We start from the raw sequence: 15,268 nt of genomic DNA on the forward strand, positions 1-15,268 counted from the left end.
ACTCAGCTCTATAGTTAGAAAACTTCAAATTTGTTTTGCATTTTGATTATTAGTAAAGACAACAATTCCCACAGTCATTATTAAACAGTCTGGGCTAATAATTCTAGCTTACACAGTAGTTTACCGATAATAAAAATACGATTGAGAAAATACCGATAAATCATAAACAAAATAAGTTTTTTATTTTAGCAATTCTGAAATCGGTTCAAAAACAATTTTTTCAATATCAGATAGATAAATAGAAAGTTGTTGCTGTTTTGCAAAGAATTTTGACAAGAGAGCATTACCTTGAATCAGCTTACCAAAAGATTCCATTTTTTCTTGGAAAGAAGCATCTGGCATTTGACCAGTTTGGGCCATGACTTGGATTTCATGCTGAAAATCAATATAATCCGCAAAAATTTTGCTTGCTTCTGCATCTGCTTGGATGGCATCTCTAGCTTCTTTAACCGCCTTGTATTCAGGCAATTCTCGTAGTCCACGACTAAGTGCATTTGCACTATCATAAATATTTGACATGATTGTCCTCCTTATTTAATTACGACTGTGTAGTCAGTATTTTCTGTAATGACTTGCTCAGCACGTTTTAAATCCTGAGCATTCTTAAAGGAAATTTGCAGAATCCCGTGAACATCCTCACGGTTTTCCTCATTGATATGGATATTGACCAAAGAAGTTCCACGTAGCAATTCCAAGATGCGTAAAATCACATCTTCCTCATCGGGAACATCTACATAAAGGTCATAAGAACTATCTACACCACCACGTTTATGGATTTCCATAACTTGGCGTTGCTCACGCGCTTGATTGAAAAAGTTCCAGATTTGGTTTTCATCACCTGCACTGATTGCCTGACCTATCTCATCCAAACGCCCCTTGAAATCCTCGATGCGTTCAATAATCGTCTCTCGATTGGATAAGAGGATAGAAGTCCACATTCCTGGCTCACTTTCGGCAATCCGAGTCATATCTCGAAATCCACCGGCCGCAAAGCGTCGCGCCATTTCGTGCTCTTCAGCATAACTTGCAGTTTGTTCCATCAAGCCTGATGCTAAGATATGCGGAAAGTGACTAATCTGAGAAGTCACTCGGTCATGCTCTTCAGCATCGATTTCAATGAAACGAGCATGAAGACCTGACAACAAGTCTTTCATTTCTTCGAGCGTATCCGGAGTTGTCAGACTAGATGGCGTGAAGATATAATAGGCATTTTCAAAGAGGTTGACATCTGCAGAGGCCGCTCCTGTCTTGTGGCTCCCTGCCATGGGATGGGCCCCCACAAAGCGAACAGACTTATCAGCAAAATACTTCTCTGCTGTAGCTACGATAGCTGACTTGGTCGATCCAGCATCAGAAATAATGACACCTTCTTTCAAGTCCAAGTTGGCCAATTCCTTAATAAAGGCAATAGTTTGCTTGATTGGCAAGGTAAGAATGATGACGTCTGCAAGTGGAGCAAAACTGGCAAAGTCATCCGTCGCTCGGTCAATCATTCCTCTCTCCAAGGCAATGTCTCTAGACGCTTGACTACGATTGTATCCTAAAATTTCATAATCAGGATGATCCCGCTTGATTCCGAGTGCCATGGAAGCACCAATCAAACCTAGTCCTGCGATATAGATGGTTTTTGCCATAAGAACTCCTTAATAATTCTTTGTATACTCCCGATGTTTCGCAACAGCTTCTTTTAATTCTTCCAGATTATCAGAGGAGAATTTCTCAAGGATTTCTTGAGCCAAAACCGTTGCTACAACTGCCTCCATAACAACACCTGCTGCTGGAAGAGCAGTAGGATCACTTCTCTCTACTGTTGCTTTATAAGGCTCATGAGTTTTAATATCGACACTCATCAACGGCTTATAAAGAGTAGGAATTGGCTTCATAACTCCACGAACGATAATCGGTTGGCCGTTGGTCATACCACCTTCGAAACCTCCAAGGTTATTAGTCCGACGAGTATAGCCATCTTCTGATGACCAGAGGATTTCATCCATGACTTGGCTACCCTTAAGATGGCCTGCTTTAAAACCAAGACCAAACTCCACACCCTTAAAGGCATTGATAGAAACAACAGCTTGAGCTAGCCTTGCATCTAGTTTACGATCCCATTGGACATAAGAACCAAGACCAACCGGAACACCTCCGACAACTGTTTCTACAACACCTCCGATGGTATCCCCATCTCGCTTAATCTGGTCAATATAGTTCTTAATCTCCTGCTCACGTTCTTGGTTGACGATAGAAACTTCAGACTGGGCAGCCAGTTTCTTAATCTCTGAGACTGTTAAGTTTTCTGGAACATCGATTTCCTTACCACCAAAGACAACAACATGGTTAGCAATTTCGATATCAAGCTCAGCTAAAAGCCGCTTGGCTACTGCTCCAACAGCAACCCGCATAGTTGTTTCACGGGCAGATGAACGTTCCAAAGAATTTCGCAAATCATCAAAGCGGTATTTGATGCCCCCAACCAAGTCTGCGTGACCGGGACGAGGATGTGTGATTTTTCGTTTGCTTTTAAGCTTATCTTCAATATCATCGGCAGACATGATATCTAGCCATTTTTGATGATCCTTATTGATGACATCCATGGTAATAGGTGCCCCTGTCGTCTTACCATGACGAACTCCAGAAGTGAAGACAACCTGATCGCTCTCGATTTTCATACGTCCACCACGCCCGTAACCGCCTTGGCGACGTTTGAGATCCTCATTGATATCTTCTGCAGTCAAAGGCAGTCCTGCTGGAATTCCTTCAATAATTGCTGTCAGACGAGGACCATGTGATTCTCCTGCTGTTAAATATCTCATACATTCTCCTTATTTTACTAAGTAATCTTTCATTTCTTCGAGAGAAACTGGGTGAATCATCGCTGAACCAAGCTCAGGTACCAAGACTAACTTCATGGTATTGCCACGCGCTTTTTTATCATGAGTCAAAGCCTGATAGAGCTTGTCAAGGTCCCAGTTTTCATAATCAACAGGAAGACCAAACTTCTGACACATCTCTCGGATGGACTGAGTTATTCCCTCTGGCATGAGGCCTTTGCCTTCGGCTACCTTAGAGACCTGAACCATTCCCATAGCTACTGCCTCACCGTGCATGACTTTTCCGTAACCAGCAGTTGCTTCAATGGCATGGCCAATTGTGTGACCAAAGTTGAGATATAAACGAATGCCATTATCCAACTCATCTTCAACTACCATCTTGCGCTTGACCTGGCAAGAATGCTCAATCAAACTCTCGGAATGTTCCAATATGCTTTCGACAGAACCATCCATATCAGATAATAGGTCCCAAAGCTCTGGATCTTCGATCAGGCCATACTTGATGACTTCACCCATCCCTTCAATCAACTCTCTCTTACCCAAGGTCTCAAGAACAGTTGGGTCAATCAAAACACCATCCGGCTGAGCAAAAGTACCCACCATATTCTTGGCAAAAGAGGTGTTAACTCCAGTTTTTCCACCGATAGAGGAATCAACCTGGGCAGTCAAACTAGTTGGAATTTGAACGAAATGAATTCCTCGCATGTAGGTTGAAGCCACAAAACCAGCCAAATCGCCAACTACACCACCGCCGAGGGCAACGATGCCATCACTACGAGTTAAACCTTGCTTAACTAAAAATTCATAGACTTTTTGAACTGTAGTCAAATTTTTTCGTTCTTCGCCCTCTAAAAAGTCAAAAACTGCCACTTGAAAGCCAGCATCCTCCAAACTCAATTTAACCTTTTCTGCATAGAGTGAAGCCACACGGTTATCCGTTACGATAACAACTTTTTGTGGTTGCCAAAGTTCGCGCAACCATTTTCCTGCTTGAGACAAGCATCCTTTTTCAATCTGAATATCGTAAGGATGATGTGGAAGGTCTATTCTAATTTTCATAGCAGGTCTCCTTTTTCTTTATTGGTACTTTTGTTTTAATAATTCCCAGATTTGATCTGTTGGCATTTCCTTGTCTGTCCATAACTCAAAAGCTTCAGCAGCTTGATAAAGCAACATGCCAAGGCCATTGATAGATTGATTTCCCTGGTTTCTTGCCCATTTTAAAAATGGTGTTTCAAAGGGTTGATAAATCACATCTGCTACCATGAGTTTCTCAGGTAAAACGATGCTGGTTGGGATCGGCTGAGAGGTTCCATCCATGCCCACACTAGTAGCATTAACCAAGAGGTCTGCTTGAGTGATGCTGTCTTGAAGATCTTGAACATCCTCTAATGCAAATAAATCTACTCTAAATCCAGTCGTATTCTGTATTTTTTCTAAGTAAGGTCTTGTTTTTTCCATGGATGAAGAACGAACAAAGACAGAAATCTGACTCACTCCATCCAAGATTGCCTGTGCCAAAATTGCCTTGGCTGCACCGCCTGCTCCTAACAAAACCAGTCTTTTCCTTGATATTTTAAAAGAAGGCAAGCTCTTAAAGAATCCCTTGCCATCTGTGTTATATCCAATTAATGTTCCTTCTCGATTCACAACTGTATTAACTGCACCAATTAAACAAGCCTCTGCGCTCAACTGGTCCAGATAAGGAATCACTTGTTCCTTGTAAGGCATGGAAAGATTGATTCCAAACATCTGGTAGCGACGAATATTAGCAACTGTTTCTGCTAGTTCAGTCGCATCTACTTCCCAAGCAAGATAAACACCATTGGTATTGGTTGCTTCAAAAGCGCTATTGTGAATAAAGGGAGAAATGGAGTGTTTGATAGGATTTGCGACTACAGCTGCTAAACGTGTGTAGCCATCAATCTTCATTTAGAAGCTCCCTAATTTTTTTCATGCTAGATAGTGAAATTTGTCCTGGAGCACTAGCTTCATCTAGACTTGCAAAAGACCAACTAGAACCAGTCACATCTGAAGTAATACGAGAGACCTTGCCCACTTTTCCCATAGAAATCGTTACATATTCTTGTTCAGGATTCAGTGTTTTAAAGCCACGTGTAAAGTTCATCAGATCCAACACATCTTGTTCTGTATTAGCCATAACAGCTATTTTCACAACCTTAGGATTTAAACTTGTTAACTCAGACAAGATTTCCATTAGATTCTCAGGTGTTTCTTGGAAGTTATGGTAGCTCAAGACGAGATTTGGAAAGTCCAACATCTGATCAAAAACATCCTTGTAGCTAAAATATTCAAAATCAATATAATCTGGTTGATAAAGCTGTGCCACTTCCTTGATCATTTGAACATACTCTTCTGAAGAGAGCTCAATTTGACCACCCTCGGCACGAGTACGTAAAGTGAAAACAAGCTCACGACCTGCAAATTTTTCAAAAATAGCTGGCGCTACCTGCAAGATAGCTTCCTTGGGTAAGAAGTCTGCTCTCCACTCAATGATATCTGCATCATGATACCGCATAACATCAATAGCCTGAGCCTCTTCTATACTTCTTGGCATGACAGAAACAATTAATTTCATTTACTAACCTTCATGGTAATCACTTTGAGGTAATTACTACTTTCATCTTTTTCATTGTAGACAAAGTCTGCTGGAAGTCCATATTTATGAAGGACCTGATACTTTCTACCTGCAAATCCTTTGTCGATTTGTTCTGTGAATTTTTGACGGGAAACATTAGCCGCATTGGTACTAGCAATAATGATTCCACCTGGGTTTAAAATCTCTAGACTTTGGGAAATCAACTTATGATAATCCTTAGCTACAGAGAATGTTTGTTTTTTATTTCGGGCAAAGCTAGGCGGATCCAGAACAATCACGTCATAGCTTAAACCTTTTCTTTTAGCATATTTAAAATATTCAAAGACATCCATGACGATAAAATGATGGTTTTCAAGACTAATGCCATTAGCTTCAAAATGAGCTACTGACAACTCTTTCGACCGTTTGGCTAGGTCAACCGAGGTTGTTTCACTCGCGCCTCCCATGGCTGCAGCAACTGAAAAAGCAGCTGTGTAGGAAAACATATTGAGCAAGGATTTCCCCATTGCTAAACCATCAACTAAGCTCCCACGAACTTCATGCTGATCCAAGAAAATCCCTGTCATAAGGCCGTCATTCATAAAGACTTGGTACAAGACTCCATTCTCGAGAACAGTGAAATATTCAGCTGCTTCTTGACCATAGATATGAGCAGACTCATAGTCTAGACCTTTAAAGCGAATCTTTTCATAGGCACCTAAGACTTCTGGAAACACCTGAGCAAAGGCGGCTATAATCTCTTGGCGAATTCCATAGATATAGGAGTTATACCAGGAAAAGACAACATAATCTCCATAGAGATCCAGCGTCATTCCACCAAATCCATCGCCTTCTTGATTAAACAAACGAAAGGCAGTTGTCAACTCATCTTGATAGTAGGAAGAACGTTTTTGTTTGGCTTTTTCAAACAAGCTTTCAAAGAAGGTTTGTTTAAAAGAAATGTTCTGGTTGGTTACAAACCAACCAATTCCCTTATTTTGACGAGATAAATAAGCCTTCCCTAAAAACTCATTGCTTTGGCTGAAAAGTTCAACTTCCTGATCAGTTTCAGATAAATCTGGAAAATCAACTTCTTCCAAAAGAACCTGACCTTTGTGGAGTTTTTTTTCAACACGCCGACTGACGAATACTTTATTCATAGATACAATTATATCAAATTTGTTGAAAATTCACAAAGTAGAAAGTGATTTCTCCATTGATGTCATAGGAACTATCCAAACTTTTCGTTTCTGCTTGATGATTTCTAAATGAGAATGGTCATTTGTGTTGAGAAATTTCATTCTATTACCGTAAAAATAGACATTCACATCCTGAGGTCTATTTTTGTAGCGCAAACGTTTGCGCATTTGCTTGCTTTGTGGTAAAATGATTGTCAAATTGTTAAGTATGAGGACTATCTATGAAAAATCAAACCCTAATGCAATATTTTGAGTGGTACCTTCCCCACGATGGACAACACTGGACGCGACTTACAGATGATGCTGAGCACCTTGCAAATCTAGGGATTAGCCACGTCTGGATGCCACCTGCCTTTAAAGCTACCAACGAAAAAGATGTCGGTTATGGTGTCTATGACCTTTTTGACCTCGGTGAATTTGACCAAAAAGGAACTGTGCGTACCAAGTACGGTTTCAAAGAAGATTATCTTCAAGCCATTCAAACACTTAAATCACATGGGATTCAACCTATGGCTGACGTCGTCTTAAACCACAAGGCAGCTGCAGACCGTTTAGAATCCTTCCAGGTTATTGAAGTCGACCCAGAAGATCGCACAATTGAACTTGGAGAACCTTTTACCATCAATGGTTGGACAAACTTTACTTTTGATGGAAGACAAAACACCTACAATGATTTCCACTGGCACTGGTACCATTTCACTGGAACTGACTATGATGCCAAAAGACGGAAGTCTGGTATTTACCTTATCCAGGGAGATAATAAGGGCTGGGCCCACGAAGAATTAGTCGATAACGAAAATGGTAACTATGACTACCTCATGTATGCGGACTTAGATTTTAAACATCCTGAAGTGATACAAAATATCTACGATTGGGCTGATTGGTTCATGGAAACGACTGGCGTAGCTGGTTTTCGCTTAGATGCTGTCAAGCATATCGATTCCTTCTTTATGCGTAATTTCATTCGTGACATCAAAGAGAAATATGGACAAGACTTCTATGTCTTTGGAGAATTCTGGAATCCAGATAAGGATGCCAACCTTGACTATCTCGAAAAGATTGAAGAGCGCTTTGACCTTGTCGATGTCCGACTCCATATGAATCTCTTTGAAGCAAGCCAAGCTGGTGCAGACTACGATTTGCGTACCATCTTTAATGATAGTCTGGTTCAAATCAAACCAGATAAGGCTGTAACCTTTGTCGAAAACCATGATACTCAACGAGGACAAGCTTTAGAATCTACTGTAGAAGAATGGTTTAAACCAGCAGCCTATGCTCTTATTCTTTTACGCGAGCAGGGTCTCCCTTGTGTCTTTTACGGAGACTACTATGGTATCTCTGGTCAATATGCTCAGCAAGATTTTAAAGAAGTTCTTGACTGTCTGCTAGCTATCCGAAAAGATTTGGCTTATGGAGAACAGACGGACTACTTTGATGACCCTAATTGTATCGGTTGGGTTCGTTCTGGAGCTGACAACCAATCGCCTCTTGCCATTCTTATCTCAAACGCTCAAGAGAATTACAAAACCATGTTTGTAGGTCCAGAATGGGCTGATCATACTTTTGTTGATTTGCTTGGCAACCATTCAGACCAAGTGACTATTAATGCTGAAGGATATGGTGAGTTCCCAGTTGCTGAACGTTCTGTAAGTGTTTGGGGACTTACTTATTAAGAACACAAAAAAACTTGCCATAGGCAAGTTTTTTTTATTACTAAATATTAGTCTTTCCATAGATCCATGGCATTTTTAAAATCAGATGAAACCTGAACATTTTGAGGGTTTGTTGCCTCTCTCTCTTGACGTTTCGCTTCTACCTGGGCTACACTCCTAATCCCTTCATGACGCCAGTTTCGTAGGATAGCTTGGATATATTTCCAATTTGGTTTTCCATTTAGAACAGCTTCTCGTAAGGCTTCTTTTATCAAATCCGCACTAGTTCCGTCTTCTTTCAAACTCTTTTCCAAGTCTTCAATTTCAAATGGGCTCAATAGACGACCTAGCTCCTGTTGGAAAGTATCTACCAAGCTCTTTAAATCATTTGGAGCAGATTGCACCTGGTTTGGAGCTTGTTTTTCAAACAGTTGATCTAAGCGCTCCAAGGCAAGAGTTGCATCGAAGATTACTTCTATTTCGCCATTCAGTTCAATGGTTCGGTATTGAAGCAACCCTTTCTCAGTCAATCGTGAAATAGCTTGATTGACTTCAGTGACATTTTTGCCGATTTTTTCAGCAATCTGACTTGGAGACAATTCACCTAAAGCCGTTGTATTCTGTAGGTAAAAGAACTGCCAAACCAAGAAATCATCGCTTGACGAGAACAGTTGATTGTAATGTAAGAGCAGGTCACTCGGTAACACTAAGTTTCCTGATTTGAAAGCATCTAAATATGTCATAATTCCTCTTATAAATATCCAAAATGAGACACATCATCTTCCGCACTCTTCCACTCAAACGGTGTTTCTTGGTAAACTGCATAATTTACCCAGTTACTGAAAAAGAGAGCTGCAGATGAACTCCACCTCATACATGGGAGTTCATGAATGTCATCATTTTTGAAATAATTTTCTGGTATATGTGGATCTAAACCAGCATCTAGATCTCTGAAATATTCCTTTGCAAGCGTATCGCGATCATACTCTAAATGCCCAAAGCTATATACTTCTCTCAAATCTCGACTCGCAAGGATAGAGACTCCTACCTCTTCTCCTGATGCTAAAATCTCTAGATTTGTTTTATTCAGGATATCTTCTTTGTGAACTTCTGTATGGCGAGAATGAGGGGATACATATAAATCATCAAAGCCTCTCAATAGGAGATGACCTTCTTTCAAAACATCTTGAGGATAAATCCCAGAAAGTTTCTGCTCCATCTGGTATTTATCTACACCATAGCGATAGTATAGACCTGCCTGTGCTCCCCAACAGATATGCAGGGTTGAAAAGACATGGGTCTTGGACCAATCGATAACTTGGGTAAACTCTTGCCAATAGTCAACCTCCTCAAATGGAAGGTGCTCAACTGGAGCTCCTGTAATAATCAAGCCATCAAAATACTCGTCTTTGACTTCCGAGAAGGTCTTATAAAAAGTCTCCATATGCTCTGAGCGAGTTGTTTTTGATTGGTGACTTTCCATATATAAGAAATCAATATCTAATTGCAGAGGAGTATTGGCCAAATGTCTTAAGAGTTGAGTTTCTGTTACAATCTTTTGCGGCATTAGATTTAAAATAAGAATTTTCAAGGGTCGGATATCCTGATGAGCCGCCCGTTGATCATCCATGACGAAAATATTTTCTGTTTGTAAAATCTCAACTGCTGGTAATTTTTTATCAATTCGAATCGGCATGGAAATCTCCTAACTGTATCATACTGGACTCAAGTAACCTGACTGTCATCAAATGGAAAAATCCAGCTGATGACACTTCTTCCCTTTATTATACTGTAAGAAGATATAGTTTTCAATTATAGTTTTTCTCTAACTAGATATAGCCTTTTTTTATATCATCATTAAGAGAAAACAGCCCTAGGGACTGTTTTTCATTAATAATGCATCAAAACTTTATAATCGTAATCTCCGATTGCCTCACGACCTTTTAGCTCGTCAAGCTCAATCAAGAAGGCACAACCAGCTACGACACCACCTAATTCCTCAATCATTTCGATTGTCGCTTTAACAGTACCACCTGTTGCCAAGAGGTCATCTACAATAAGAACACGTTGACCTGGTTTGATAGCATCTGCGTGCATGGTCAAAGTATCAACACCATATTCTTTTTCGTAGTCAGCTGAAATCACTTCTCGTGGTAATTTCCCTGGTTTACGTACAGGTGCAAAACCAATTCCCAACTCAAAAGCAACTGGACATCCAACGATAAATCCACGCGCTTCTGGCCCTACGATCATATCAATCTTTTTGTCAGTAGCATATTGAACAATTTCACGAACAGCATAACTGTAGGCATTTCCATCTGCCATCAATGGGCTGATATCACGGAAAGTAATTCCTTCTTGTGGATAATTTTCAATACTTGCAATGTAATCTTTTAAGTTCATAGCGTTTCTTTCTTTTAAAGTTTTTACTCCTTATTATACCATAATTCCTAGAAAAGCAAAATAGAAAGAAGCCTTGGAATATCGTTCCAAAGCCCCTCAGCCCTTCATAAAATTCGGAGATTCTCTCGCTCAATGAAATCTTTACTTCTTTTTGCTTTTAGAGCTTTGATTTCGTTGACGATTTTGTTGGATGCGCCACTCTCGCTCAAAGTAGGACATGGTTTCAAATACTCTCTTTGGTAAGCCAACATCCAGCAAATAGATTGGGATTTTCAAAACGTTAGAATGTTTTGAACTTGTAAATCTACTTCGAAGACGATACCAGAAAAAGTTGGATTTTAAAAGTTCCTTGTCATAAAACTGAACCTCAATCATATAAAAATCCCTTGCATTTCTACTACCCTTAATTCTCGTGAGAGCAAACTTTTCTACCTGTCCCCAGGAATAAAACTGCCAGTCTTTCTTTGGATATGGTTTATAGGAAAATCCTTGAGCCGTACATTTCAAATACTCTTTATCAGAAAAAAGCCGTCGCAAATGTTGATACAAAATGAAGCCAACGATGATGATTAAGAAACCAATAAAGAGAATTAAAGCCACCAATCCCGCAGGTGCTTCTTCGGGATAGCTCATCAAAAACGAAAAAATCCAAAGTAGAAGAGCCAATTCTATTAGATAAAGAATAAGGCTCAAAACGATTTTCTTACTACTCCATTTAATAATTGTTTCTTCCATTATACTAACTCACTTAAATATTCATAGCGTTCATATTTTTCCAGCAAGTCTTCATTTTTCTCGTCTAATTCTTTTTGAAGGGTAGCTAGTTTCCCAAAGTCAGACCCATTTGCTAGCATTTCTTCCTCTATAGAAGAGATGCGGTTTTCCAAGGATTCGATGTCACCCTCAATACTTGCCCATTCCTGCTTTTCTTGGTAAGTCATCCGTTTCTTCTCTTCACGGACTTTGACGACTTTTTCCTTGTCAGCCTTTTGGATTTGAGTTACTGCTTCTGCTTCAAAGGCCTTTTCATCTAGATAATCTGTATAATGGCCAAAGAAAGGACGGATGGTCCCGTCTTCAAAAGCAAGAATCTTAGTTGCTACCTTATCAAGGAAATAGCGATCGTGACTAACTGTCAAGACTGGTCCTGCAAAACCTTGTAAGAAATTTTCTAGAACTGTTAAGGTCGCAATGTCTAGGTCATTTGTTGGTTCATCCAAGAGAAGTACATTGGGTTTTTCAAGGAGTAATTTGAGGAGGTACAGACGCTTCTTCTCTCCACCTGACAGCTTCTCAATCAAGGTGCCGTGAGTTGAGCGTGGGAAGAGAAATTGTTCTAATAATTCTGCAATGGATGTCGTAGTACCACCGCTAGTCTTAACCTCTTCTGCCACTTCCTGCAGGTAATTGATAACCCGCTTACTTTCATCCAAACCTTCGATTTGTTGAGAGAAATAAGCAATACGAACTGTTTCACCGATGATAACTTGTCCTTCACTCGCTTCAAGTCTTCCTGCAATAAGGTTAAGAAGGGTTGACTTCCCAACACCATTGTCCCCAACGATTCCGATACGGTCTTTGGCTTGTACCAAAAGATTAAAATGTTTCAGAATCGGTTTATCGTCATAGGCAAAGGAAACATCCTTAAACTCGATAACTTTTTTACCGATACGGCTAGTTTCAAAATTCATGCTCAAGTCTGTCTCAAGGCTAGTATCTGAAACTTCCTTTTTCAAGTCATGGAATCGATTGATACGAGCTTGTTGCTTGGTCGCACGAGCTTGCGGTTGCCGTCTCATCCAAGCTAATTCTTGTTTGTAAAGTTGTTCCTTTTTGTGAAGAAGAGCTGCGTCACGCTCATCCTGTTCAGCCTTGAGGCGAACATAATCTTGGTAATTCCCCTGATACTCTGTTAATCCACCTCTATCCAATTCAAAAATTCGCGTAGAAAGAGCATCCAGGAAATAGCGATCGTGAGTGATGAAGAGGACGGTCTTCTTGGAATTCTTCAAGAAAAGTGTCAGCCACTCGATGGTCGCAATGTCCAGATGGTTGGTTGGCTCATCAAGAAGCAAGAGATCATGATTTCCTAAAAGCACTTGCGCCAATTGAACCCGTCTACGAAGACCACCCGACAAAGCTCCAACAGGAGTTGATAATTCTTGAATGCCTAGTTTACTGAGAACAGTCTTGACCTGACTTTCGATTTCCCATGCTTGGAGGGAATCCATCTCCGCCATAACCCGTTCTAAACGAGCCTGCTTGTCCTCACTATAGTTAAGTATGAGCAGTTCATACTCACGTATTAACTGGATTTCCTTCAAATCACTTGATAAGACAGTATCCAAGACAGTCTTGCTGTCATCAAAATCGGGATTTTGAGTCAGGTAGCCAATCTTGTAATCACTCTTTGCTGAAAAAGGGCTAATATCGCCATCATAACCTGAAACACCTGAAAGCACATCTAGAAGGGTCGTTTTCCCAGTTCCATTGACACCGATAAGACCGATACGATCTAAGTCGTGGATGATAAAAGAAATATCCTTAAAAACAGTCTTATCACCAACTGATTTGCTTAGTTTTTCAACGATAAAATCACTCATTTTCTCTCCCTTAAGTATGCATGAATGGCTTCCACTTCATTATCTAGATTACCATCCACAATAGCGTACTCAATTTCCTCTAAAACATCTCCTAATTCTGGACCTGGATGATAGCCATATTCCTTGATGAGAATGCCACCATTAATTTGCATTTCTTTCTTATCATGAATAGTCAAGCTTTCGTAGGTTTCTGTGATTGCTTGTGGGTTGACTTCCTTCCCTTGAGCTCTGCGAAGATTTTCAGCCTGTAAAAGCAAGTCCAAATCAAAACGGTAACAATCACGTCTACCAAGCTCCCCTTTTTCTCGGAGAGCCAAAATAGACAGCAAATCCTGTACCTGCTTGGCGAATTGGCGTGAAGTCTTCCAATGTTTCAAAAATTGTTGAGCATCTTCCACTTCTAAAACCCATAAAAGTGTTGCCCAAGCTTGCTCAGAAGATTCAAAAGTAAAATCTTTTTCTAAATCAAACAAAGACTGGAGTTTCTCCTGACTGCCTACCATATCTGGAAGATAATCATAAGCTTGACTCTCAATCATAGATGATAAACCTACTTGCCAATAGGGAGCCAGTAAAAGCTTATCAAACTCGACAAAGGTGCGCTCCACAGAGATTTTATCTAAGAGTGGCGTTAAGGCCTTCATCGCTTCAAACGTTTCTTGCTCGAGTTCAAAACCAAGACTAGCTTGGAAACGAAAGCCACGCATGATGCGTAGCGCGTCTTCGTTGAAACGTTCACTAGCAACACCGACAGCTCGCAGAACCTGATTTTCTAAATCTTTGAGACCATCAAATAAATCGACGATTTCCCCTGTCTCATCCAAGGCAAAGGCATTAACTGTGAAATCTCGGCGTTTGAGATCTTCTTCGAGTGAACGAACAAAAGAAACTGAACTTGGTCTCCGATAGTCTACATAGACATCCTCTGTTCGAAAAGTGGTGACTTCGTACTCTTCATCTCCATCTAAAACCAAGACAGTTCCATGCTCAATGCCAATATCAGCTGTCCGTGGAAAAATCTGCTTGGTTTCTTCTGGATAGGAGGACGTCGCGATGTCCACATCATGAATGGTACGATTTAGCAGGGCGTCCCTAACGGATCCACCAACAAAATAAGCCTCAAATCCTGCTTCTTTAATTTTTTCTAATACTGGTAAAGCCTTCTGAAATTCAGAAGGCATCTTTGTTAATTTCATAGTAAGTGTTCTAATCCATAGACAAGCTCATGACGCTTGACAACTTCTTTGATTCCCAAATTCACCCCTGTCATGAAGGAGCTACGATCATAGGAGTCATGACGCAGAGTCAATCCTTCTCCCTGATTTCCAAAAATGACCTCTTGATGAGCTACCAGACCTGGTAAACGAACCGAATGGATTCGCATACCATCAAAATTAGCTCCACGTGCTCCCGCAATGAGTTCTTCCTCATCACAAGCACCTTGTTGAATAGACTCACGAACTTGAGCCATCAACTCAGCTGTTTTAATAGCTGTCCCGCTCGGCGCATCTTTTTTCTTGTCATGGTGAAGTTCAATAATCTCCACATTTGGGAAGTATTTAGCTGCCTGTGCCGCAAATTGCATGAGTAAGACAGCACCCAAGGCAAAGTTAGGAGCAATTAAGCCCCCCAATCCTTTGGAACGAGACAATTCTTTTAATTCTTCGATTTCTTGACTGGTGAAACCTGTCGTTCCTACTACTGGAGCAAAGCCATTTTCAAGAGCAAATCGTGTATTCTCATAGGCGACAGCTGGTGTAGTAAAGTCTACCCAAACATGGGCATCAAAGCCTGCTAAGGCATTTTTATCATTGAATACTGGAATTCCTTGCCATTCAGATGCAGACTCAAAAGGATCCAAAACAGCTACTAGTTCAAGTTCAGGATTAGACAAAACCATCTGACAAGCAGATTGCCCCATTCTTCCCTTAAAACCAGCAATAATCACTCGAATACTCATCTTTACTCCTATTTAAGATACAAA

At 40.4% G+C, this 15,268-nt stretch carries 15 protein-coding genes; 1 reads left to right on the forward strand and 14 read right to left on the reverse strand.

Going from position 1 to position 15,268, the window contains the following annotated elements:
* Window positions 1-180 precede the first annotated feature (180 nt).
* Genes QM859_RS04660 through QM859_RS04690 form a run of 7 tightly spaced genes read right to left on the reverse strand, consistent with a single transcriptional unit; the run spans window position 181 to window position 6,587 of the window.
* A complete protein-coding gene (locus QM859_RS04660; RefSeq protein ID WP_414262287.1) occupies window positions 181-519 on the reverse strand; it encodes a YlbF/YmcA family competence regulator in 339 nt (112 codons plus the stop codon).
* 11 nt (window positions 520-530) lie between these two features.
* Window positions 531-1,634: a prephenate dehydrogenase gene (locus tag QM859_RS04665; protein ID WP_414262288.1), complete on the reverse strand. Its 1,104-nt coding sequence runs from the start codon at window positions 1,632-1,634 to the stop codon at window positions 531-533.
* Between the two features lie 9 nt (window positions 1,635-1,643).
* Window positions 1,644-2,810 (reverse strand): chorismate synthase, encoded by a 1,167-nt coding sequence (aroC, locus tag QM859_RS04670; protein WP_414262289.1) that lies wholly within the window; start codon window positions 2,808-2,810, stop codon window positions 1,644-1,646.
* A gap of 9 nt (window positions 2,811-2,819) precedes the next feature.
* Window positions 2,820-3,887, reverse strand: coding sequence for a 3-dehydroquinate synthase (gene aroB, locus QM859_RS04675; protein ID WP_281137792.1), 1,068 nt, complete (start codon window positions 3,885-3,887; stop codon window positions 2,820-2,822).
* Window positions 3,888-3,905: 18 nt separating this feature from the next.
* Entirely contained in the window at window positions 3,906-4,760 is an 855-nt protein-coding gene (locus tag QM859_RS04680; RefSeq protein ID WP_414262290.1) for a shikimate dehydrogenase, read from the reverse strand.
* Window positions 4,750-5,427 (reverse strand): type I 3-dehydroquinate dehydratase, encoded by a 678-nt coding sequence (gene aroD, locus QM859_RS04685; RefSeq protein WP_004252228.1) that lies wholly within the window; start codon window positions 5,425-5,427, stop codon window positions 4,750-4,752. The genes QM859_RS04680 and aroD overlap by 11 nt, the downstream gene beginning before the upstream one ends.
* A complete protein-coding gene (locus QM859_RS04690; protein WP_414262291.1) occupies window positions 5,424-6,587 on the reverse strand; it encodes a class I SAM-dependent rRNA methyltransferase in 1,164 nt (387 codons plus the stop codon). The genes aroD and QM859_RS04690 overlap by 4 nt, the downstream gene beginning before the upstream one ends.
* Window positions 6,588-6,847: 260 nt before the next feature.
* On the opposite strand from QM859_RS04690, the gene QM859_RS04695 reads away from it, so the two are divergent.
* Window positions 6,848-8,299 (forward strand): alpha-amylase, encoded by a 1,452-nt coding sequence (locus QM859_RS04695; protein ID WP_414262292.1) that lies wholly within the window; start codon window positions 6,848-6,850, stop codon window positions 8,297-8,299.
* Window positions 8,300-8,346: 47 nt separating this feature from the next.
* Here QM859_RS04695 and QM859_RS04700 read toward each other — a convergent pair whose 3' ends face one another.
* From QM859_RS04700 to dapB, 7 genes are all read right to left on the reverse strand, one after another.
* On the reverse strand, window positions 8,347-9,021 hold the full coding sequence (locus QM859_RS04700) for a DnaD domain-containing protein (RefSeq protein ID WP_004252223.1): 675 nt from the start codon (window positions 9,019-9,021) through the stop codon (window positions 8,347-8,349).
* A gap of 8 nt (window positions 9,022-9,029) precedes the next feature.
* The gene (gene metA / locus QM859_RS04705) at window positions 9,030-9,974 is read right to left on the reverse strand and encodes a homoserine O-acetyltransferase MetA (RefSeq protein WP_414262293.1); all 945 of its coding nucleotides are present in this window, start codon (window positions 9,972-9,974) and stop codon (window positions 9,030-9,032) included.
* A gap of 194 nt (window positions 9,975-10,168) precedes the next feature.
* Window positions 10,169-10,681 carry an adenine phosphoribosyltransferase gene (locus QM859_RS04710; protein ID WP_004252220.1) on the reverse strand — a complete coding sequence of 171 codons (513 nt, stop codon included), beginning with the start codon at window positions 10,679-10,681 and terminating at the stop codon, window positions 10,169-10,171.
* Between the two features lie 141 nt (window positions 10,682-10,822).
* The gene (locus tag QM859_RS04715) at window positions 10,823-11,416 is read right to left on the reverse strand and encodes a hypothetical protein (protein WP_414262294.1); all 594 of its coding nucleotides are present in this window, start codon (window positions 11,414-11,416) and stop codon (window positions 10,823-10,825) included.
* The gene (locus QM859_RS04720; RefSeq protein ID WP_414262295.1) at window positions 11,416-13,284 is read right to left on the reverse strand and encodes an ABC-F family ATP-binding cassette domain-containing protein; all 1,869 of its coding nucleotides are present in this window, start codon (window positions 13,282-13,284) and stop codon (window positions 11,416-11,418) included. The genes QM859_RS04715 and QM859_RS04720 overlap by 1 nt, the downstream gene beginning before the upstream one ends.
* Window positions 13,281-14,480, reverse strand: coding sequence for a CCA tRNA nucleotidyltransferase (locus QM859_RS04725; protein WP_414262296.1), 1,200 nt, complete (start codon window positions 14,478-14,480; stop codon window positions 13,281-13,283). The genes QM859_RS04720 and QM859_RS04725 overlap by 4 nt, the downstream gene beginning before the upstream one ends.
* Window positions 14,477-15,244 carry a 4-hydroxy-tetrahydrodipicolinate reductase gene (gene dapB, locus QM859_RS04730; RefSeq protein ID WP_414262297.1) on the reverse strand — a complete coding sequence of 256 codons (768 nt, stop codon included), beginning with the start codon at window positions 15,242-15,244 and terminating at the stop codon, window positions 14,477-14,479. The genes QM859_RS04725 and dapB overlap by 4 nt, the downstream gene beginning before the upstream one ends.
* Window positions 15,245-15,268: the final 24 nt, after the last annotated feature.

It is taken from the genome of Streptococcus infantis (assembly GCF_047463175.1).
Lineage (GTDB): Bacteria > Bacillota > Bacilli > Lactobacillales > Streptococcaceae > Streptococcus > Streptococcus infantis_AC.

Excerpts from the sequence above, each read along its gene's own strand:
- metA (WP_414262293.1), bottom strand. The coding sequence starts at position 9,974 with ATGCCGATTCGAATTGATAAAAAATTACCAGCAGTTGAGATTTTACAA.
- QM859_RS04665 (WP_414262288.1), bottom strand. The coding sequence starts at position 1,634 with ATGGCAAAAACCATCTATATCGCAGGACTAGGTTTGATTGGTGCTTCC.
- QM859_RS04690 (WP_414262291.1), bottom strand. The coding sequence starts at position 6,587 with ATGAATAAAGTATTCGTCAGTCGGCGTGTTGAAAAAAAACTCCACAAA.
- QM859_RS04725 (WP_414262296.1), bottom strand. The coding sequence starts at position 14,480 with ATGAAATTAACAAAGATGCCTTCTGAATTTCAGAAGGCTTTACCAGTA.
- QM859_RS04695 (WP_414262292.1), top strand. The coding sequence starts at position 6,848 with ATGAAAAATCAAACCCTAATGCAATATTTTGAGTGGTACCTTCCCCAC.
- QM859_RS04700 (WP_004252223.1), bottom strand. The coding sequence starts at position 9,021 with ATGACATATTTAGATGCTTTCAAATCAGGAAACTTAGTGTTACCGAGT.
- aroD (WP_004252228.1), bottom strand. The coding sequence starts at position 5,427 with ATGAAATTAATTGTTTCTGTCATGCCAAGAAGTATAGAAGAGGCTCAG.
- dapB (WP_414262297.1), bottom strand. The coding sequence starts at position 15,244 with ATGAGTATTCGAGTGATTATTGCTGGTTTTAAGGGAAGAATGGGGCAA.
- aroB (WP_281137792.1), bottom strand. The coding sequence starts at position 3,887 with ATGAAAATTAGAATAGACCTTCCACATCATCCTTACGATATTCAGATT.
- QM859_RS04715 (WP_414262294.1), bottom strand. The coding sequence starts at position 11,416 with ATGGAAGAAACAATTATTAAATGGAGTAGTAAGAAAATCGTTTTGAGC.
- QM859_RS04710 (WP_004252220.1), bottom strand. The coding sequence starts at position 10,681 with ATGAACTTAAAAGATTACATTGCAAGTATTGAAAATTATCCACAAGAA.
- aroC (WP_414262289.1), bottom strand. The coding sequence starts at position 2,810 with ATGAGATATTTAACAGCAGGAGAATCACATGGTCCTCGTCTGACAGCA.
- QM859_RS04680 (WP_414262290.1), bottom strand. The coding sequence starts at position 4,760 with ATGAAGATTGATGGCTACACACGTTTAGCAGCTGTAGTCGCAAATCCT.
- QM859_RS04660 (WP_414262287.1), bottom strand. The coding sequence starts at position 519 with ATGTCAAATATTTATGATAGTGCAAATGCACTTAGTCGTGGACTACGA.
- QM859_RS04720 (WP_414262295.1), bottom strand. The coding sequence starts at position 13,284 with ATGAGTGATTTTATCGTTGAAAAACTAAGCAAATCAGTTGGTGATAAG.